This is a genomic window from Nocardiopsis halophila DSM 44494 (assembly GCF_000341245.1).
GTDB classification, from domain to species: Bacteria; Actinomycetota; Actinomycetes; order Streptosporangiales; family Streptosporangiaceae; genus Nocardiopsis_A; species Nocardiopsis_A halophila.
The window spans coordinates 12906-33083 of sequence record NZ_ANAD01000014.1 but is presented as its reverse complement, the minus strand read 5'-3'; the positions used below and the strand labels follow the sequence as shown (position 1 = coordinate 33083).

The 20178-nt window shown below is 72.4% G+C and carries 13 protein-coding genes and 1 pseudogene; 9 read left to right on the top strand and 5 right to left on the bottom strand.

Annotated elements, in window-relative coordinates; genetic code table 11:
- Positions 1–15: 15 nt before the first annotated feature.
- From D450_RS0101765 to D450_RS0101755, 3 genes are all read right to left on the bottom strand, one after another.
- On the bottom strand, positions 16–1416 hold the full coding sequence (locus tag D450_RS0101765; RefSeq protein ID WP_394296808.1) for a TrkH family potassium uptake protein: 1401 nt from the start codon (positions 1414–1416) through the stop codon (positions 16–18).
- 160 nt (positions 1417–1576) lie between these two features.
- Entirely contained in the window at positions 1577–2839 is a 1263-nt protein-coding gene (gene nhaA / locus D450_RS0101760) for a Na+/H+ antiporter NhaA (protein ID WP_026128326.1), read from the bottom strand.
- 627 nt (positions 2840–3466) lie between these two features.
- Positions 3467–4390 (bottom strand): cation diffusion facilitator family transporter, encoded by a 924-nt coding sequence (locus D450_RS0101755; protein ID WP_017536963.1) that lies wholly within the window; start codon positions 4388–4390, stop codon positions 3467–3469.
- Positions 4391–4486: 96 nt separating this feature from the next.
- Between D450_RS0101755 and cmtR the strand changes: the two genes are divergently transcribed.
- The 3 genes and pseudogenes from cmtR (at position 4487) to D450_RS33930 (ending at position 8941) form a co-directional block, all read left to right on the top strand.
- Positions 4487–4834, top strand: a complete 348-nt coding sequence (gene cmtR, locus D450_RS0101750) for a Cd(II)/Pb(II)-sensing metalloregulatory transcriptional regulator CmtR (RefSeq protein WP_026128325.1) — start codon at positions 4487–4489, stop codon at positions 4832–4834.
- Between the two features lie 447 nt (positions 4835–5281).
- Positions 5282–8558 (top strand): annotated as a pseudogene (locus tag D450_RS29185) (efflux RND transporter permease subunit).
- 206 nt (positions 8559–8764) lie between these two features.
- Positions 8765–8941 carry a hypothetical protein gene (locus D450_RS33930; RefSeq protein ID WP_017536961.1) on the top strand — a complete coding sequence of 59 codons (177 nt, stop codon included), beginning with the start codon at positions 8765–8767 and terminating at the stop codon, positions 8939–8941.
- A 326-nt stretch (positions 8942–9267) separates the two neighbouring features.
- Here D450_RS33930 and D450_RS0101735 read toward each other — a convergent pair whose 3' ends face one another.
- Entirely contained in the window at positions 9268–9780 is a 513-nt protein-coding gene (locus tag D450_RS0101735) for an ATP-binding protein (RefSeq protein ID WP_017536960.1), read from the bottom strand.
- Positions 9781–10359: 579 nt separating this feature from the next.
- On the opposite strand from D450_RS0101735, the gene D450_RS0101730 reads away from it, so the two are divergent.
- The 3 genes from D450_RS0101730 (at position 10360) to D450_RS34375 (ending at position 14300) form a co-directional block, all read left to right on the top strand.
- Positions 10360–12459 (top strand): PhoX family protein, encoded by a 2100-nt coding sequence (locus tag D450_RS0101730; protein ID WP_017536959.1) that lies wholly within the window; start codon positions 10360–10362, stop codon positions 12457–12459.
- A 129-nt stretch (positions 12460–12588) separates the two neighbouring features.
- Positions 12589–13671, top strand: coding sequence for an L-glyceraldehyde 3-phosphate reductase (mgrA, locus tag D450_RS0101725; RefSeq protein WP_017536958.1), 1083 nt, complete (start codon positions 12589–12591; stop codon positions 13669–13671).
- 401 nt (positions 13672–14072) lie between these two features.
- On the top strand, positions 14073–14300 hold the full coding sequence (locus D450_RS34375) for a GNAT family N-acetyltransferase (protein ID WP_241483023.1): 228 nt from the start codon (positions 14073–14075) through the stop codon (positions 14298–14300).
- A 102-nt stretch (positions 14301–14402) separates the two neighbouring features.
- Here D450_RS34375 and D450_RS0101715 read toward each other — a convergent pair whose 3' ends face one another.
- Positions 14403–15917, bottom strand: coding sequence for a sodium/proline symporter (locus D450_RS0101715; RefSeq protein WP_017536956.1), 1515 nt, complete (start codon positions 15915–15917; stop codon positions 14403–14405).
- A gap of 469 nt (positions 15918–16386) precedes the next feature.
- Between D450_RS0101715 and D450_RS0101705 the strand changes: the two genes are divergently transcribed.
- The 3 genes from D450_RS0101705 (at position 16387) to D450_RS0101695 (ending at position 20173) form a co-directional block, all read left to right on the top strand.
- Entirely contained in the window at positions 16387–17532 is a 1146-nt protein-coding gene (locus tag D450_RS0101705) for an NDMA-dependent alcohol dehydrogenase (RefSeq protein WP_017536954.1), read from the top strand.
- 666 nt (positions 17533–18198) lie between these two features.
- Positions 18199–19182, top strand: coding sequence for an ABC transporter permease (locus tag D450_RS0101700; protein WP_039820034.1), 984 nt, complete (start codon positions 18199–18201; stop codon positions 19180–19182).
- A gap of 64 nt (positions 19183–19246) precedes the next feature.
- On the top strand, positions 19247–20173 hold the full coding sequence (locus tag D450_RS0101695) for an ABC transporter permease (protein WP_017536952.1): 927 nt from the start codon (positions 19247–19249) through the stop codon (positions 20171–20173).
- The last annotated feature ends 5 nt before the right edge of the window (positions 20174–20178 follow it).

Sequence of the window (20178 nt, the reverse complement as noted above, 5' to 3'; positions counted from 1 at the left end):
TTTCTCCTTGCTCGTCTAACCGATGATGGGGCGCGACTCGGGCAGGTCGTAGCGCTTGGTCCGCTCGCGCAGGGCCAGGGCCGCGGCGAAGGTCACCGGCCCGATCCGGCCGGCGACCATCAGCACGACCAGCAGGATATGGGCCGCGGGCGGCAGGTCCGGGGTGATCCCGGTGGAGAGCCCCACCACGGCCGAGGCCGAGATCACCTCGAACAGGATGCGCACCAGGTCGTAGGAGGTGGCCGCGAGCAGCGCCACCGTGGACAGCACCACCACCGTCATGGACAGGAACAGCAGGCTCAGCGACTGGCGGATGACGCCGGGGGAGAGCTTGCGGCCGAAGACGTGCACCTGCGGGTTGCCGCGGATCTCGGCCCAGACCACCAGGAAGATCACGGCCAGCGTGGCGACCTTGATCCCGCCGGCGGTCCCGGCGCTGCCCCCGCCCACGAACATCAGCATCATCACGACCATCAGCGTGGCCTGGTTCATCTCGCCCACGTCGATCACGTTGAACCCGCCGCTGCGCGGCATGATGCCGTGGAAGGTGCCGTCCAGGATCCGCTGCCACCAGCTCATCTGCCCCAGGGTGGCGGGGTTGTTCCACTCCAGCAGGGTCACCGCGACCGCGCCCATCAGGAACAGCAGCGAGGTGGTGACCACGGTGAGCTTGGTGTGCAGGGTCCACTTGCGCGGGCGCCGCAGGTGCCGGCGGAGCTCCAGGAGGACCGGGAAGCCGAGCCCGCCCAGCACGGTGCCCAGCGCGGCGGGCAGGACCACCAGCGGGTCGGCGGCGAAGCGGGTCAGGCTGTCGGTGAACAGCGACAGGCCCGCGTTGTTGAACGAGGACACCGAGTGGAACACGCCCCGGTACAGCGCCAGGTGCGGCGCCATGCCGTGCTCCAGCCAGAACCGCGGCACCAGCACGGCGGCCACGGCGGCCTCGCACAGCAGGCTGGCCAGCACGATCCGGCCCACCACCCCGCGCACGTCGCCCACCTGCAGGGCGCGGGTCTCGGCCTGCACGCTCAGCTGCATGCGCAGCCCGAACCGGTGGATCACCACCACGCCCAGCACCGAGGCCAGCGTCATGATCCCGATCCCGCCGATCTGGATCAGCACGAGGACCACGAGCTGGCCGAACACGGACAGCTCGGCGCCCAAGTCGATCACGCTCAGCCCGCACACCGCCAGGGCGGTGGTGGAGGTGAACAGCGCGTCGACGAAGCCCAGGCCCGGGCCCCGGGCGTGCGCGGCCGGCAGCATCAGCAGGCCCGCGCCGAGCAGGTCCACCGCCACGAAGCACAGCACGAAGATGCTGGCCGGGCGCTTCCACAGGCTGCGCAGCGGGTCGTCGCGCTTGGCGCTCACGCGCCTCTCGTCGGCGAACCCCGACGCGAACGCTTTGCGTGGCATGCTCGCTTCGCAGCTCCGTCCTGGTGACGCGTTGCCGTCGGCCCGCAGCGGAGCCCGTCCGTTCCGACGGTCAGTGTCCTATGAAACCGCGTCCGGGGTGGAAGCGGGCCCTTCGCCCCCGCGTGTCGGGCCGCCCGGCGCCCGTCCCACTCCCCGGCCGTCATTCTCCCGGAAGGGCCGCCCGCCCCTCGCCCCCGGCGGTGCGAGTCCCCAGGCGCCGGTAGTGCGCACTGCGGACGGCCAGCACGCAGGTGGACAGCACGGTGGCGATGAGCGAGGCGATGATGACGCCGGACTTGGCGTCCTCCATCATGTGCGGGTCGCCGGGGAAGGACAGCTCGGTGATGAGCAGGGACACGGTGAACCCGATCCCGGCGAGCATCGCCATGCCCGCGATGTCGATCCAGCTCAGCGACGGGTTGAGCTCGGCGGAGGTGAGCTTGGTGGTCACCCACGACCCGCCGAGGATGCCGATCAGCTTGCCGCCGACCAGGCCGATGATCACGCCGAGCGCCGCGGTGTCGGCGAAGATGGTGCCGAACCCGGTGAAGACCACCCCGGCCGACATCAGCGCGAACACCGGCAGCACGATCCCGTTGGCCCACGGCCGGATCAGGTGCTCGGCCCGGTGCGAGGGGGACTCGGTCTCGCCCCGCTGCGCCACGGTCCGCATCAGCATGCCCATGGCCACCCCGGCGATCGTGGCGTGCACGCCGCTGGCGTGGACCAGCATCCAGATCGCGGCGGCCAGGGGCAGGTAGAGGGTCCAGTTGGGCAGCCGGGAGGAGTTCAGCCGGGCGGCGAGGCCGGCGCCGCGCTGGAGGTAGGCGAACACCGCCAGCAGCGCGATGGCGCCCAGCAGCGGGACGAAGGAGACGTGGTCGGTGTAGAAGATCGCGATGACCACGATCGCGCCGAGGTCGTCGACGATGGCCAGGGTGAGCAGGAAGGTGCGCAGCGCCGGGGGCAGGTAGCGGCCGATCACCGCCAGCACCGCCACGGCGAAGGCGATGTCGGTGGCCATCGGGATGCCCCAGCCGCCCAGCGCCTCGGGGCGGCCCAGGTTGATCGCGGTGTAGAGCAGCGCGGGCACGACCATGCCGCAGAGCGCGGCCACGATGGGCAGCACCGCACGGCGGGGGTTGCGCAGCTCGCCGTGGACGAACTCCTGCTTGAGCTCGTTGCCGACGATGAAGAAGAACACCGCCAGCAGGGCGTCGGAGGCCCAGGCTTCCACCGACAGCTCCAGGTGCAGGCCGGAGGGGCCGAAGGTGAAGTCCCGGATGGCCTCGTAGGCGCCGCCCGCGGGGGAGTTGGCCCACACCAGCGCGACCACCGCACCGATGATCAGCAGGAACCCCGCGACCACGTCCTCGCGCAGTAGATCGGCGGCCCCTCTGAGGCCGCGGCGTCGTGAAGCCATGCTTGGCGCTCCCCCCCGAACCGGCTCGGCTGTCGTTCTGCGGCGGGTGCCGGCACTCGTCCCGGAACCGGTCGCGTNCCGTGCGGGGGGCTGCCGCGGCCGCGGGCGACTGCCGCGCCCCAGGGTCCGCGGGGCGCGTGCGCCGCGCAGAAGCCGGGCCGCATGGGGCCTGCCGTGGACGGGGCACCGTCGACCCGACCCCGTCGAGGATACTCACCGGATCCGGCGGAGCCGACCACCGGACCTGCGCAGGGGCGCCCGGGAGTGTCGGAGGGCGGGAATGCGGCCCGTGAGCGGCGCCGACACGCGGGGGAGCGCGGCCGCGCCCGCGCCCGCCGTGAGCGCCGTGCGGTACGCCCGCCGTGCGGGGCGGTCCGGCGGGCCGTTCCGGGAGCGCGGCCGCGTCTGCGCGATGCCTCGCCTGCGCCGCGTTCCCGTCGCCGGCGGCGGTGCGCGGTGGCCGCGCAGCGGGGCAGGGGCCGACGTGTCGCCCTGCACGGTGCCCTCCGTGGTTGGCTCGCCGAGCCGCCTACGGCGGACGATCCGGGGTGGTCACCGGGAAACGGGGACGGCGGCGGGGCGCGCCGGGGGGCGCGGTGCGGACGTGCGCGGTCCGCGCGCAGCGCCCTACGGGTGGCGGGCGCCCTCGTGGTCGGCGTGGCCGGCCGGTTCCAGCTGGAGTGTGGAGTGCTCCACATCGAAGTGGCCGTCCAGGCAGGCGTGCAGCTCGTCCAGCATGCGCCCGGCGTCGGCCAGGTGCCCGTCGGCGACCACCACGTGCGCCGAGAGCACCGGCACCCCGGAGGTGATGGTCCAGGCGTGCAGGTCGTGCACGTCGATGACGCCGGGCTGGCGGAGCATGTGCGCGCGCACGTCCTGCAGGTCCACCCCGCGGGGCGTCGCCTCCAGCAGCACGTGCACCGACTCGCGCAGCAGCGACCAGGCGCGCGGCACGATGATCGCGGCGATGATCAGTGAGATCACCGTGTCCACCGCCGACCAGCCGGTGGCCCAGATGACCGCGCCGCCCACGATCACGCCGACCGAGGCCATGGCGTCGCCCATCACCTCCAGGTAGGCGCCGCGCACGTTGAGGCTCTCCCGCTGCCCCGAGCGCAGCACCAGCAGCGCCGCGATGTTGACCACCAGCCCGAACGCGGCCACGGCCATCACCCCGGGGCCGGAGACGTCGCGCGGCTCGGTGATGCGCTCGATGGCCTCGTAGGCGATGAACGCGCACAGCACGAACAGCAGGATCGCGTTGAGCGCGGCGGCCAGGACCTCGGCGCGCTGCAGCCCGAAGGTGCGCCGGGTGTCCGGCGGGCGGGCGGCGATCCAGACCGCGAACAGCGCCAGCATCACCCCGGCCGAGTCGGTGACGGTGTGCCCGGCGTCGGCGAGCAGCGCGAGGCTGCCCGAGAGGGCGGCACCGGCCACCTGCACCACGGCGACCGCGAGCATCAGCCCCAGCACCAGGGCGAGGCGTCCGCGGTGCGCACCGCCGGCGGTGGCGTGCCCGTGTCCGTGCCCGTGCCCGTGTCCGGCTCCCATGGCGCCTCCTGGCGGTGCGGGGCGGCGGTGCGCCGCCGACGGTTCAGCCCTCACTGTTTATACAGCCCCGGCTGTCTATACAGCAAATGCTGTAAAATGGTTTTCATGTTGACCTCCGAGCAGCGCCTCTCCGCGATCCACCGCCTCGGCCGCGCACTGGCCGATCCGACGCGCTGCCGCCTGCTCCTCGCCCTGCTGGAGGGGCCCGGGCACCCCGCCGGGCTGGCCGACACGCTGGGTCTTACCCGGCAGAACGTGTCGAACCACCTCGCCTGCCTGCGCGAATGCGGCCTGGTGCAGGGGCGTCAGAGCGGCCGCCAGGTCTCCTACGAGCTGGTCGACACCTCCCTCACGCACGCCCTGGAGGACCTGCTCGACGTGGTGTGGGGTGTGGCGCAGGAGCACACCCCGCCGGGGGAGTCCACCCCCGTCCCGGCCGGCTGACCGCCGGCGCCCGCACCTCGCCCGCCCCCGCCCCTGCCCGGGACCGGCGTACGGTGCGTGCGGCACGCGCGCCTGCGCCCCCGGTCGCACCCTCCTCCTCCCTGAGGAGGAGGCCGGGTAGCGCCACCCCTGACACGGGGCTGACACACCCCTGAGAGACCCCTGAATCCCGGCCCGGACGGCCCGTCCTGAGGTGAGACGCGAAGTATCGTGTGTTTCGCGTGCCCGGCGCACCCGGCGGCCCCGTTCCCGCCCCGCGGGTGAGTCCACACCACCGCCCGGCAGCGGACCGCGCAGAGCGGCGCGGACCGGCCCGGCGGTGCCGAACGCAGTGCCGTACTTCCTTCGAGGAGCACCGACTCTCATGTCCCCACCTGCCGAGACCGCTCTTGGCGACCCTGCGATCCCCCGCCCGCCCATGGGCGCGCGTGTGAGCGGAGGCCCGCAATGAACCGACTCATCACGACGTCCCTGGGCAACCGGGCCCTGATCCTGCTGGTGACGCTGTCGGCCGTGGTCTTCGGCGTGCTCGCCGCGGGCTCGGCCAAGCGCGAGCTCATGCCGTCCATGGACGTGCCCATGGTGACGGTGGGCGCCCAGTACCAGGGCGCCTCCCCCGAGGTCGTGGAGAACGAGGTCACGCTTCCGCTCGAGCAGGCGGTCAAGGGCGTGTCCGGCATCACCTCCTACAACTCCACCTCCGCCAACGGCAGCGCGCAGGTGGTCGCCGAGTTCGACTACGACGACAGCACCGACGACGTGGTTCGCGACGTGCAGAAGGCCGTGGACCAGGTCCAGGGCCAGCTGCCCGAGGACGTCGAGCCCAGCGTGCAGTCCTTCGGCATCAACGACATGCCGGTGGTCATGCTGGCCGTCGGCGCCGGCGACGACGACGCCCAGGCGCTGGCCGAGCCGCTGCAGGAGACCGTCGCCCCCGAGATCGAGTCGATCGACGGGGTACGCGGCGCAATGGTCACCGGCGTCAAGGAGACCAGCGTCGCCGTCACCCCCGACGAGGACGACCTGGAGGACGAGGGGCTCAGCGACGCCGACGTCACCGCGGCCCTGCAGTCCAGCGGCGTGCTCTCGCCCGGCGGCGACATCACCGAGGACGACCGCACCCTGACCGTCACCACCGGTTCGCGCCTGGAGTCCCTGGAGGACATCGAGGACGTGTGGGTCACGCCCGGGGCCGGAGGCGGCGGGGCGGCCGCCCAAGGGCCAGGGGCGGGCGCCGGTGCCGCGGGCGGCGCGGGCGCGGCCGGGGCGGCGCAGTCCGCCCCCGAGCCGGTGCGCCTGGGCGAGGTCGCCGATGTGGAGCTGCGGACCGAGGACAACGGCTCCATCACCCGCACCGACGGCAAGCCCAGCCTGGGCGTGATGGTGCTCAAGACCCCCGAGGGCAACACCGTCGAGATCTCCGAGGCCGTCCAGGAGCGCGTGTCCGACTTCGAGCGGACGCTGGGCGACGGCGCCGAGGTGAGCGTCGTCTTCGACCAGGCGCCCTACATCGACGAGTCCATCGTCGCGATGTTCGAGGAGGGCGTGCTCGGCCTGGTCTTCGCCATCGCGATCATCCTGGCGTTCCTGCTCTCGGTGCGCTCGACGCTGGTGGCTGCGGTGTCCATCCCGGTCTCGCTGCTGGTGGCGATGGTCGGCATGGAGGTCTTCGGCTACAGCCTGAACATCCTGACCCTGGGCGCCATCACCGTCTCCATTGGCCGCGTGGTCGACGACTCCATCGTGGTGCTGGAGAACATCCGCCGCCACATGGGCTACGGCAAGGAGAAGATGGAGGCGGTCGCCACCGGCACCCGCGAGGTGGCCACGGCGATCACCTCCTCTACGCTGACCACCATCGCCGTGTTNCCCGGTTTCCCTGCCGATCGGCTTCGTCGGCGGCATGGTCGGCGAGCTCTTCCGGCCCTTCGCGGTCACCGTGAGCATCGCGCTGGCCGCCTCCCTGCTGGTGGCGCTGACCATCATCCCGGTGCTGGCCTACTGGTTCATGAAGCCGCGGCCGGTCCCGCCTGAGGAGGCCGAGCGGATCCGGGCCGAGGAGCGCGCCAAGGAGCTGCGCTCTCCGCTGCAGCGCGCCTACCTGCCGGTCATCCGCTGGACCACCCGCCACCGGGTGCTGTCCCTGACCGCCTGCATCGCGCTGCTGATCGGCACCTTCGCGCTGGCCTTCAGCCCCGCGCTCAAGACCAACTTCCTGGGCGACGACGGGCAGAACACCTACCAGGCCACCCAGGAGCTGCCGCCCGGCACCTCCGCGGACAAGGCCGACGCCGAGGCCCAGAAGGTCGAGGAGCAGCTGGAGGGCCTGGCCTGGGTGGAGTCCTACCAGGCCTCGGTCGGCGGCGGCGACCCGATGGCGGCGATGATGGGCGGCGGCGCCGGGAGCACCAGCTACACCATCACCACCGACCCCGACGGCGACCAGGCCGCCTACCAGGAGAAGCTGCGCCAGGCCTTCGCCGACGTGGACACCGACAACGAGGTCGTGCTCGCCGACTCCGGCGGCATGGGTTCGGCGCTGGAGGTCCAGGTCACCGCGGACGACCCCGAGACGCTGGAGGAGGCGGCCGACGAGGTCGAGGAGGCGGTGCGCGACATCGACGGCGCCGCCGATGTGGAGAACAGCATCGCCGCCGCGCTCCCCATGCTCCAGGTGGAGGTCGACGGTGAGAAGGCCGCCGAGGAGGGGCTGAGCCAGGCCCAGGTCGGCCAGGCCGTCTCCGAGGCCTTCCAGGGCGAGACCGTGGGCAGCGCCAGCATCGACGACCGCCGCCACGACGTGGTGGTGCACGTCAAGGGCGCGCCCGGATCGGTGGAGGACCTGGAGGACCTGGAGATCGCCGCGCCCGCGGGCGGCACGGTCGACCTCGAGGACGTCGCCGACGTCGAGGAGGTCGTACAGGCCCCCGAGCTCAACCGCACCGACGGCGTCACCAGCGCCACGGTGTCGGCCTCGCCGACCGCCGACGACCTGGGCCGGGTCAGCGCCGAGCTGGCGCAGGCCCTGGACACCCTGGACCTGCCCGAGGGCGCCCAGGCCGAGATCGGCGGCGTCAGCGCCGACCAGAACGAGGCCTTCGCCCAGCTGGGCGTGGCCATGCTGGCCGCGGTCGTGATCGTCTACCTGATCATGGTGGCGACCTTCAAGAGCCTGATGCAGCCCTTCATCCTGCTGGTGTCGATCCCGTTCGCCGCCACGGGCTCGCTGGGCCTGCTGATGCTCACCGGCCAGCCGCTGGGCCTGCCGGCGATGATCGGGCTGCTGATGCTGATCGGCGTGGTGGTCACCAACGCCATCGTGCTCATCGACCTGATCAACCAGTACCGGGCGCAGGGCATGGAGCTGCGCGAGGCGGTCGTGGAGGGCTCCCGGCACCGGCTGCGCCCGATCCTGATGACGGCGCTGGCCACCATGGGGGCGCTGACCCCGATGGCGCTGGGCATCACCGGCGGCGGGGCGTTCATCTCCCAGCCGCTGGCCCTGGTGGTGATCGGCGGCCTGTTCACCTCGACACTGCTCACCCTGGTCCTGGTGCCGGTGCTCTACACCATGGCCGAGGGCCGCAAGGAGCGCCGCGCCAAGCGCCGGGCCGCCAAGCGCGAGGCCGAGCTGGAGCGGGTGCGCGCCGAGCGGCGCGAGGCGGGCGCCGGGGACGGCGCCGACCGCGGCGCCGCGTCCGAGGAGCGGGCCGAGGTGGAGTGAGCCGGACCGGAACCCGCGCACGCGGGGAACCGGATCCCGGCCGGGGGCGGCGGGCGGCGGGTGCCGTCCGCCGCCCCCGTGCACGTCCGTGCGCTGGGACGGCGCCGTGCGAGCGCCCCCACCTGGCCTGATCGGCTTCGCACGGCGCACGGTGACACCGCCGCGCCGTTTTGCGATCCGCTGTTATCCCAGGCAAGCTGCCCCTTATGGATAGCAGGGACAGGGACCTCGACGACCTCGTCCGCCAGGAGCTGGGGGAGGAACCGTCGCAGGAGGCCAAGGACTACGCCCGCGAGCTGTACGAGAAGTACCGGATGAAGGTGTTCGGCTCGGACGCCGGCGACAAGGACGCGCAGACCGACGGGGCCGAAGGGGGCGAGTAGTGCTCGGGCCCGGGCCCAGCGAAGCACGGAAGGCACGCACCGAAGACGGACGGGGTCTCCCCCGCGGGGGAGACCCTTCGTCGTGTCCTGGGCCCTGTGCGTCCGCCGGCCGGGAGGGGTGGTCGCGCCGGCCCGGCAGGCCTCTCCCACCGCCGGGGTCCCCGGCCTGAGACGCGGGCGTCCCCTCGGACACGCCCCGTGCGCCGGTCCGGGCCGGACCGGCGCGGAGGGCCCGTCGGCGGGGCCCTCTCCTCCGGCTCCTCCAGAGGCGGCCGACCGCCTCCGGCCGATGGGGCGTCTCAGGAGGCGCGCCTCCACCGCGGCGCTCAGGCCGTGCGGCGGGCGGTCTCCGTCTCGGGGTCGTTCTCGACGTCCTCCGGTTCGGGCGCGGGACCGGTCTCCTCGGCCGCCTCCCAGACCAGTTCGTACCAGACGGTCCGGCCGAGGCCGCCTGAGCGGTGCTCGGTTCCCCACTTGGCGGCCAGCACCTCCACCATGTCCAGCCCCCGGCCGTGCTCGGCGGTGTCGTAGGGGCCGCGGTGCTGGGCCCGGGGGTGCTCGGGGCTGCCCAGGTCGCGCACCTCCACCCGGGTCCACCCCGGCGCGGTGTGCACGCTGACCTCGAACTTGCCCCCGGCGGTGCCGGATGCGCTGTGCGTGATGGCGTTGGTCGCCAGTTCGCTGGTGAGCAGCGTCGCGGTGGCGACCTCGGGGCTGTGCGCCAGCGCCCGTTCGACGAAGCGGCGCGCGTGCTTGATCTGGTGGGCCAGGCCGGGGAACCTGCGGCGGGCCGGTGGCCCCGGCGCGTCGGGCGGTACGGGGTGTTCTGTCATGGTCATCGCCGGACGATCGATGGACGGATGGATCGTGCCCGGGCGCGGGGCGCGTCCGAGCGGGTCCTCGCCGGGCGGCGTCCGATGCCCGCGCGGGTCACGGCGCTGGAGGAATCGGTCGAGGACCGCTCGCTGGGGGACGGTGTGGACGTGTCGGGCGGCCGGCATCGGAGGGGGAGGACGCCGGACGCGTTCAGGGGAGACGAATCCACGGACAGGATACGCCCGCTGACTTCCGGTGAGTCGCACGGGGGGCGGTGTGCGGCACAGGGCCCCCGAGCCGCAGGGGACGCGGAGCCTGCGGCGGGACGGACGCGGGGCCGGCACCGGCCGGACACGCCGCTGCCGGCGGGGGAACAGGTCTGTCACGAAGGGCCGTGTTTCGGCTACGGTGCGTCTGAGATGTGGTCCCGGACACACGGGGAGGGCGATGCGTGCCGGGGTTTTGGCGGTGCATTCACCGCGGATTCACCGCGGCGAGCGGCGTCTTCGCCAGTGTCGGGGACGTCCGGGCACCGCCGGTCCGGCTCCCACGGCCGACGGGGCCCGCGGGCATCACCCCGTTGACCTTCAGGAGGACGTTCCGTGCCCGATTCCGCGCCCCGACGCACGCTGCCGCTGATCGGCCAGGCGGGCGGCGGGAGATCCAGGGCCACCTGCCGCCTGCGCTGCGGCGACGCCTGCTTCCACGAAGCCCCCAACAAGAGCGCCAACCCGTATTTCGGTGACATCTTCAGCGGCATGGTCTCGCGCCGCAACGCCCTGCGCGCCGGCGCGGTGGGCGCCGGGGCCGCGGCAGGGTTCGCCGCCCTGGGCGGCCTGGCCGCACCGGCCTCGGCCAAGCCGGGCAGGGGCGACCCGCGCCTGACCTTCAAGGGACTGAAGAGCACCCCGGGGACCCGCCCCGACGCCGTCGAGGTGCCCTGGGGGTACCGCCACCGCGTCGTGATCAGCTGGGGCGACCCCGTCCTGCCGGACGCGCCGGAGTTCGACTTCGACGGCCAGACCCCCGAGGCGCAGGCCAAGCAGTTCGGCTACAACTGCGACTACGTCGGCTTCGTCCCGCTGGACCGGGGACACGGCCACGGAAAGGGCAAGGGGAAGGGCCACGGCAACGGCAAGGGGTACGGGCACCGTCCCCGGCGCGGACTGCTGTGGGTCAACCACGAGTACACCAACGAGAACCTGATGTTCCGTGAGTTCTCCAACGACACGGCCACCGAAGAGCAGATGCGGATCGCCATGGCCGCGCACGGCGGCTCGGTCGTGGAGATCGTGCGGATGGGCGCCAGCGGCGCCTGGAAGGTCGCCAAGGGCCGCCGCCGGTTCAACCGGCGCATCACGGCCGAGACCCCCTTCGAGGTGACCGGACCGGCCGCCGGTAGCGAGCTGCTGCGCACCGAGGCCGACCCCTCGGGCACCGAGGTGCTGGGCATGCTCAACAACTGCTCCGGCGGGACCACCCCCTGGGGCACCTTCCTCACCTGTGAGGAGAACTTCCACCAGTACTTCGTCAACGCCGACGGCGCGCCGGAGGAGGCCCGGGAGAAGCTGGCGCGCTACGGCATGACCGGGGGCGAGTCGGGCCGCCGCTGGAACCGCGTCGACGAGCGGTTCGACCTGTCCAAGCACCCCAACGAGGCCAACCGCTTCGGCTGGGTGGTCGAGGTCGACCCGACGGACCCCTCGGCCAAGCCCCGCAAGCGCACCATGCTGGGCCGCTTCAAGCACGAGGGGGCCAACCCGCGCATCACCGAGGACGGCCGCGTGGCGGTGTACCTGGGCGACGACGAGCGCTTCGACTACATCTACAAGTTCGTCAGCGCGAAGAGGTTCAAGAAGGGTTCGGCCCGGCACAACGCCTCCCTGCTCGACACCGGGACGCTGTACGTGGCGCGGTTGACCGGCAACAGCCCGGCCGAGGAGATCGACGGCTCCGGCGAGCTGCCCTCCGACGGCGCCTTCGACGGCGTCGGCGAGTGGATCGCCCTGTGCAGCGACTCCGAGAGCTACGTCGAGGGCATGAGCGTGGCCGAGGTGCTGGTCTACACCCGCATCGCCGCCGACAAGGCGGGCGCCACCAAGATGGACCGTCCCGAGGACTTCGAGCCCAACCCGGTCACCGGCAAGGTTTACTGCGCACTGACCAACAACAGCGCGCGCGAGCCGGGCCAGGCCGACGAGCCCAACCCGCGCGGGCCCAACAAGCACGGCCACATCCTGGAGATCACCGAGGCCGGTGACGACGCCGGGGCCACCGAGTTCACCTGGGACGTGCCCATCGTCTGCGGGGACCCGGACGACCCGAGCACCTACTTCGCCGGGTTCGACAAGTCCAAGGTCGCGCGGATCTCCTCGCCGGACAACCTGACCTTCGACGACAAGGGCAACCTGTGGATCTCCACCGACGGCCAGAAGAAGCTGGAGATCAACGACGCGCTGCACGCGGTGCCGATGCGCGGGAAGTACAAGGGTGAGCTGAAGACCTTCGCCACCGTGCCCGTGGGGGCCGAGTGCTGCGGCCCGCTCATCACCGAGGACCAGAAGACGGCGTTCATCGCGCCGCAGCACCCCGGTGAGGACGGCACGGCGGAGGAGCCCCAGAGCACTTGGCCCAACGGGGACGTCCCGCGTCCGTCGGTGGTGGCCATCTGGCACGGCTGGGGCAAGGACATCGGCAGCTGACCCGGGCGGCCGCCGACCGGGCACCGGTCGGCGGCCGGTCCGCCGGGCCCGGGGGGCGTCGTGCCTCACCGGGGCCCTCCCGTGCGCTCGGTGCGCGTCCCCCTGTTCCGAGATGGAATGATGGGACCCATGGTGCGAGAAGCAGACATTCCCCGGCTGGACGTGCCGAGCGCGGGGGTCCACCGCGCCGACCCCGAGCGCTACGACGGGCGCATGCCCTACCGGCGCAGCGGGCGCAGCGGCCTCGACCTCCCCGCGATCTCCCTGGGGCTGTGGCACAACTTCGGCGACGACCGGGCGCTGGAGACCCAGCGGGCCGTGCTGAGGCGGGCCTTCGACCTCGGCGTGACCCACTTCGACCTGGCCAACAACTACGGCCCGCCGCCCGGCTCGGCCGAGCTCAACTTCGGCCGCATCCTGCGCGAGGACTTCCGCGCCTACCGCGACGAGATCGTCGTGTCCACCAAGGCCGGCTACGAGATGTGGCCCGGCCCCTACGGCAGCGGCGGCGGGTCGCGCAAGTACCTGCTGGCCAGCCTCGACCAGTCGCTGGCCCGGATGGGCCTGGACCACGTCGACGTCTTCTACAGCCACCGGTTCGACCCCGACACGCCGCTCGAGGAGACGATGGGCGCCCTCGACGCCGCCGTGCGCTCGGGCAAGGCGCTCTACGCCGGGATCTCCTCCTACTCCCCGGAGCGCACCGCCGAGGCGGCGGCGATCATGCGGGAGCTGGGCACGCCGCTGCTCATCCACCAGCCCTCCTACTCGATGGTCAACCGCTGGATCGAGGACACCGGGCTGCTGGACACCCTGGAGGCCGAGGGGATGGGCTGCATCGTGTTCTCGCCCCTGGCCCAGGGCATGCTCACCGGCAAGTACCTGGACGGCGTCCCCGAGGGCTCCCGGGCGGCCTCGGGCAAGAAGTCGTTCCGCCCTGAATGGCTCAACGACGAGAGCCTGGAGACGGTCCGCGCGCTCAACGGCATCGCCGCCGAGCGCGGCCAGTCGCTGGCCCAGCTCGCCCTGCAGTGGGCGATGCGGGACCCCCGCGTCACCTCCGTGCTCATCGGCGCGAGCAGCGTCGGGCAGCTGGAGGACAGCCTGGAGGCGGTGCGCGGCCCGGAGCTGACCGCCGAGGAGCTGGACGCGATCGACACCCACGCCAAGGAGCTGGGGGTCAACATCTGGAAGCGCTCCAGCGACGGCTGACCGGCCCGCGCGGCACGGCCCGGGCCGAGGACGGCCGTCCGCCCGGCCGCAGGCGGTGGGTGGGGCGGTGCAGGGGCCGGGAGACGAGGGAGAGGGGCGCAGGACGCCGATGGGCCGCACGACGATCGCGGTGCGCAGCGCCGAGACGGGGGACGCCGAGGCGATGGCGGAGGTGTTCCGCGCGGCCGGGGCGGCCGGATGGAGCCACTTCCTGCCGGAGGAGGAGCTGCGGAGCGAGCCCTTGCGCACCGCGGTGTTCGCGGCGGGGATCAGCGCGCCCGAGACGCGGGTCCTCGTCGCCGAGCAGGCCCCCCGCGCCGAAGGAGGGGCGGGCGNCGCGGGGCCCCCCGCCGATCGGCCCGGCCGCATCGGCCGACGAGGCCGAGCTGCACTTGTTCTACGTGCATCCCGACCACTGGGGCGACGGCACCGCGCGCCTGCTGATGGACGAGGCGGTGCGGTCGATGCGCGCGCAGGGGCGCCGCCGGGCGCACCTGTGGACGGCCGAGCCCAACCACCGCCCGCGCGCCTTCTACGCACGGGAGGGGTGGACGCCCGACGGCGGCCGCCGCTCCAAGACGCGCAACGGGGTCACCTTCACCGAGCTGCGCTACGGCAAGGAGCTGTGACGGCCGCACCCCGACGGCACGGGCGGGTCGGGACGGGCGCACCGCGCCCGCCCCGACCGCGGCCGGGGCCCGGCCGGCGTCGGCCGGTCCGGGCCGGGGCGGTCAGCCCTGGACCCCGGCCCTCTCGGACGGGTCGCCCTTGAGTAGCCCCATCATCCGTTCGGCCCCTTCGGGCTTGCGGGTGAGGGCGCTGACGGCCCAGACCGCCAGGGCCGAGGCGATGGCGCCGGGGACCAGCTCGTAGAGGACGTCGGAGAGGGTGTAGTACCAGACGATGGTGACCAGGGCCCCGGTGACGATGCCGGCCGCGGCCCCGGCGGCGGTGGTGCCGCGCCAGAACAGCGCCATGAGCAGCGGGGGGCCGAAGGCCGCCCCGAGCCCGGCCCAGGCGAACAGCACCAGCCAGAACACCAGGTCCTCCATGCCGGGGATGTACAGCATCCCCACCGCCAGCAGGCACAGGGCCAGGACCACCACGCGGCTGACCATGACCAGGCGGCGGGGGTCGAGGTCCTCGGCGTCCCGCTTGAGGATCCGCTGGTAGATGTCGCGGACCACGCCGGAGGTGGCCACCAGCAGCTGGGAGTCGGCCGAGGACATGATGGCGGCGAACACCGCCGCGACGAGCAGGCCCGCGACCACGCCCGGCAGGTACTCGCCGGCCAGGAACGGGAAGAGCTGCTCGCTGTCGGCGGAGGGGAGCGCGTCGACGCCGCCGTACACGGCGCGGCCGGACAGGCCGATGAACACCGCGCCCCAGCCCATCAGCACGTTCCACACCGTGCCCCACAGGGCCGCCGGGCGCAGGCTGCGCGGGTCGTCGATGGACATGTAGCGCACAATGATGTGCGGCTGGCCGGGCGATCCCAGGCCGATCCCCACCGCGGCGATGATGCCGCCGACGCCGATGGCGTAGGGGTCGAGCAGGGCGGGGTCCAGCGCGCGCAGGGTGTCGAACATCGGCCCCCAGCCCAGCGAGGCCACCACCACGACGGGCAGTACCACCAGCCCGACGATCATGAAGACCGCCTGGACGGCGTCGCTGAGCGCGACCGCGACGTACCCGCCCAGCAGGGTGTAGGCCAGCACGACGCCCGCCGTGATCCACACTCCGGTGGTGTCGGCGACCCCGAACGTCCCGGCGAAGGCCTTGCCCCCGGCGGCGAACTGGGAGGAGACGTAGGCGGTCATGAACAGCACGATGACCACGACCACCAGGACGCGCAGGCCCTGCCCGCCGCCCAGGCGGCTGGCGAAGAAGTCGGGCAGGGTGATGTCCTTCATCCTGCCGGTGAACCGGCGCAGGCGCGGTGCGGCGAACAGGAAGAGGAACAGCTCGACCGTGGTGTAGCCGACCACCGACCACACGGCCGCGGCGCCGTCGACGAAGGCCAGGCCGGTCACGCCCAGCACCAGCCAGCCGCTGCGGCCCGAGGTCACCGCGCTCATGGCGACGACGAAGTGCTTCATCGCGCGGCCGCCGAGGAAGAAGTCGGTCATCGAGCTGGACCGGGCGCCCGCGGCGTACAGGGCGATGCCGACCAGCAGGAGCAGGTAGAGGACGAACGAGGCGACGATCGCCCAGTCGGTCTCGATGGACACGGCGGTATCGCTCACCGGGCCGCCCCCGTCTCCCGCGTCGCCGCGTAGCCGAGGACGGCGGCGACCAGGACCAGGAGCGGTAACACGAACAGGGTGAAGGAGAGGGCGAAGGTCATGGGGGGTCCTCCGGTTCGATGGGGTCGTCGGCCCCGTGCGGGGCGGGGCCCGTGACGGTGGTCACGCAAGCTAGTGCCCGTGCGCCGCCGAACACGACCGCCTCTTAGTGGGACGCCGGTGACGAAGAGTGACCTCCAGTGACATATGCGACCTCTTACTCGGAAGATCACCAGGGCGTGTGATCACGGTGTGATGAAACGGACGTGGAGTCGTGATCCATACCGGTCGGTCGGGCGCGGTGGCCGAGGGCGGGAACCGGGTATTGACACCCCGGCGCCCCGGTGGTCCACTGACGGCGTACCGCCTGCCGAACAAGCACTCGCTTGGCGCGACGTCCCGCCCCCCTCACGGAAGGCCGAACGCCACGATGCCCGACGCCACATTGGCGGCGCGTGCCGCCGTACTCATGGAGCAGCCCGGATCCTGGCAGGTCGTCGACGTCGACCTGGCCGAGCCGCGGGCCGGAGAGGTCCGGGTGCGGTTCAAGGCCGCCGGGCTGTGCCACTCCGACGCCCACGCCGCATCGGGGGCCATGCCCGTCTCGCAGCTGCCGCTGATCGGCGGCCACGAAGGGGCCGGTGTGGTGGAGGAGGTCGGGCCGGGCGTGGACCGGCTCGCGCCGGGCGACCGGGTCGCCGCCCAGTTCGTGCCCAGCTGCGGGCACTGCCCCAACTGCCGCCGCGGCCGGCTGAACATGTGCGACCTGGCGGTGTTCGGGCTGGCCGGCTCGATGCCCGACGGCACCTTCCGCGCCCGGGTCCAGGGCCGCGACGCCGGCCAGATGACGATGCTGGGGACCTTCGCCGAGCGGGCCGTGGTGCCGCAGTACTCGCTGGCGCCCATCCCCGACGGCGTCTCCTTCGAGGCCGCGGCGCTGGTCAGCTGCGGCGTGGTGACCGGCTGGGGCTCGGCGGCCAACGCGGCCGGGGTGGGCTTCGGCGACACGGTGATCGTCATGGGCACCGGCGGGGTGGGGATGAACGCCCTGCAGGGCGCCGCTGCGCGCGGCGCGGCGCACGTCATCGCGGTCGACCCGGTCGCCTTCAAGCGCGAGGCCGCACTGGGGTTCGGCGCCACGGCGGCGGTGGCCACCATGGCCGAGGCGGCCGACCATGCCCGCCTGGTCACCGGCGGGCAGGGCGCCGACGCGGCCATCGTGTGCGTGGGGAACCTGGAGCCCGGCCACGTGGCCGAGGCCTTCGCCGCGATCGGCCGCGGCTCGACCGTCGTCGTCACCGGCATCGGCGACGCCTCCGCGGTGGGGCTGCCGATCAACCTCTGGGAGATGGCGATGACCGGGAAGCGCATCCAGGGGACGCTGTACGGGACGGACACCCCGGGCGACGCCATCCCGCGCCTGCTGGAGATGTACAAGGCGGGCCGGCTGAAGCTGGACGAGCTCATCACGCGCCGGTACAAGCTCGACGAGATCGCCACGGCCTATCAGGACCTGCGCGAGGGGCGCATCATCCGCGGAGTGGTCCTGCACGGGGACGAGGGCGGATCCGGCTGACCGGGCGGGCCGGGCGGCCCGTTCTCGGGGGCGCGGCCCGTGGAACGTGAATCAGGGATCGCTCGTCGGGGCCACCGTCAGGCCCGGCCGGTAAGTGTGCGTTAACAACGGAGGAAAAGGTCGCCGAAACACCGGGATTCCCCGTGTCCGCAGGGCTATCAGGAATCATGCACGTGCACGGGCGTTTCCGGTCTGCCGCGGATCCCCGCCGAGGGCAAGCGGCCTCCGAACGGCGCCCGAGCGCCCCGGGCGGTTCCGGGGAGCGCCCGGGACGGCCTGCAGCGCCGCGTTTTCCGGGCCGCCCGGGGCGCGATTTCGGACGCTGCGCACGGGGGAGTTCGGGGCCGGACGGAAGTGCTCCCCGGTCCTTCGAAATTGGACGATCGGATCCTCGTTGTGCTTTCTTGATGTCACGGTGACCGGTCGGTGTCCTGTGAGCCAGCACACTCGTTGAAATTCCGGGCACCGACCGTGAACCGGAAGAAAAGCACGTTTCGGTGGTCGTCGGGAGCGAACCTCGCCGGTGGCGCACGGGATCCCCACCCCCTGATCGCCCGCGGGTGCGGGGGAGTTCCCCGCAGCCCCGGCCCGGCGCGGTCGGCGGCCTCCGATGCACCGGTGCGAACGCACGCCGCGGTGCGGGCATCGCAGGGTTGGAGGCCTCTTTTGTGGTTGTTCCTGGTCAGACGACTGGTGAATTATCTGGTCCTGATCGTCGTGGCCACGACCTGCGCCTACCTCCTGGCGGCCTCCGCACTGAGCCCGCGCGTCAATTACGAGAACCAGAGCCCGCGCCCCACCGAGGCGGCGGTCGACGCGCGCCTGGACGAGCTCAATCTCAACGACAAGACACCGCTGGCCGAGCGGTGGGTGGTCTGGGCCGGCGACGTGGTCACCGGTGATTTCGGAAAGACCGTCACCGGCGCATCGGTCAACGACGAGATCGAGATCCGCGTCCTGGTCTCGCTGCGGCTGATCATCGCCGGCGTCGTGATCGGCGCGAGCCTCGGTGTGGCGATCGGCGCCTATGCGGCGGTCAAGCAGTACGGGTTGTTCGACCACCTCTCCACCGGCGCGGCCTTCACCGTTCTGGCCGTTCCCGCCGTGGTCGTGGCCATCACCCTGCAGGTCGCCGCCATCTGGGTGAACGACGTCGCCGGCGAGCAGATGCTGGTGTTCAACGGCGAGGCCACACCCGGGCTGGACGCCGGCTTCTTCGGCACCCTGTGGGACCGGATGAAGCACATGTTCCTGCCGACCATGGCCCTGGCGCTGTCCCAGTTCGCGGTGTTCAGCCGCTACCAGCGCAACATGATGCTGGACGTCCTGGGGTCGGACTTCGTGCGCACGGCGCGCGCCAAGGGGCTGACCCGGCGGGCCGCACTGCTCAAGCACGCGCTGCGCACCGCGCTCATCCCCACCGTCACCTACTTCACCTTCACCTTCGGCGTGATGATGGCCGGGACCACCTTCACCGAGAAGGTCTACAACTGGAAGGGGATGGGGTCCTGGCTGATCGACTCCATCGCCACCAACGACGTGCACGCCGTCGCCGCGGTTTCCTGCTTCATGGCGGTGTGCGTGATGGCGGCGGCGTTCCTGTCCGACGTGCTCTATGCCTGGCTCGACCCGAGGGTGAGGGTGAGCTGATGGCCCGGTCCCGCGTCCCGAACCGGCGCCCCGCGCCCCCGATCCCCGCCCAGGAGCCGATCCGATGAGCATGTCCGCAGAGCGCACCGGTGCGCCGGACGCGCCGGAGGCGGCCGGCCAGGAGCCGGCGCCCGCCCGCACGCCGGGCCGCTGGTCCGCCGTGCTGCGCCAGATGGCCGGGACCCGCCGCGTGCTGTTCGGCGTGGTCGTCATCGTGCTGATGGTCGTCATGGCCTGGGTGGGGCCGCTGCTGAGCCCCTGGGACTTCGGCGAGCGCGACTACTCCGCCTTCCTGCAGCCGCCTTCGGCCGACCACTGGTGGGGCACCGACAGCACCGGGCGCGACGTGTTCGTCAGCACCATGGTCGGCCTGCAGAAGTCGGTCATCATCGGCCTGCTGGTGGCGGTGCTCTCGACCCTGGTCGCGGCGGTGGTCGGAGCGTTCGCCGGGTACTTCCTCGGCGTCACCGACCGGGTCCTGATGTGGATCACCGACCTGATGCTGGTGCTCCCGAGCTTCCTGATCCTGGCGATCCTCTACCCGGTCCTGCGCGACCAGGGGTGGCTGGTCTTCGTCGGGCTCCTGGCGGCCTTCCTGTGGATGGTGACCGCCAAGATGGTGCGCGGCATGACCATCTCCCTCAAGGAGCGCGAATACGTGCTGGCCGCCCGGTACATGGGCGTGCCGGCCTGGACGATCATCTTCCGGCACATCATCCCGAACATGTCCTCGCTGCTGATCGTGGACGCCACGATCAACGTCAGCTCGGCCATCATCGTCGAGACCAGCCTCTCCTACTTCGGGTTCGGGGTGCAGCCGCCGGACGTCTCGCTCGGCTCCCTGATCTCCGACGGGGCGAGCCAGGCCGTCACCCACCCGTGGACCTTCGTGTTCAGCACGGGCCTGCTCGTGCTTCTGGTCCTGGCCGTCAACCTCATCGGGGACGGGCTGCGCGACGCCCTCGACCCGCAGTCCGAGCGCCGGTCGTAGGGGAG

What these genes read in the sequence shown, in the direction of transcription:
- D450_RS0101765 (WP_394296808.1), bottom strand. Translation starts at nt 1,416, where the DNA reads ATGCCACGCAAAGCGTTCGCGTCGGGGTTCGCCGACGAGAGGCGCGTG.
- nhaA (WP_026128326.1), bottom strand. Translation starts at nt 2,839, where the DNA reads ATGGCTTCACGACGCCGCGGCCTCAGAGGGGCCGCCGATCTACTGCGC.
- D450_RS0101695 (WP_017536952.1), top strand. Translation starts at nt 19,247, where the DNA reads ATGAGCATGTCCGCAGAGCGCACCGGTGCGCCGGACGCGCCGGAGGCG.
- D450_RS33930 (WP_017536961.1), top strand. Translation starts at nt 8,765, where the DNA reads ATGGATAGCAGGGACAGGGACCTCGACGACCTCGTCCGCCAGGAGCTG.
- D450_RS0101755 (WP_017536963.1), bottom strand. Translation starts at nt 4,390, where the DNA reads ATGGGAGCCGGACACGGGCACGGGCACGGACACGGGCACGCCACCGCC.
- D450_RS0101705 (WP_017536954.1), top strand. Translation starts at nt 16,387, where the DNA reads ATGCCCGACGCCACATTGGCGGCGCGTGCCGCCGTACTCATGGAGCAG.
- D450_RS0101735 (WP_017536960.1), bottom strand. Translation starts at nt 9,780, where the DNA reads ATGACCATGACAGAACACCCCGTACCGCCCGACGCGCCGGGGCCACCG.
- cmtR (WP_026128325.1), top strand. Translation starts at nt 4,487, where the DNA reads ATGGTTTTCATGTTGACCTCCGAGCAGCGCCTCTCCGCGATCCACCGC.
- mgrA (WP_017536958.1), top strand. Translation starts at nt 12,589, where the DNA reads ATGGTGCGAGAAGCAGACATTCCCCGGCTGGACGTGCCGAGCGCGGGG.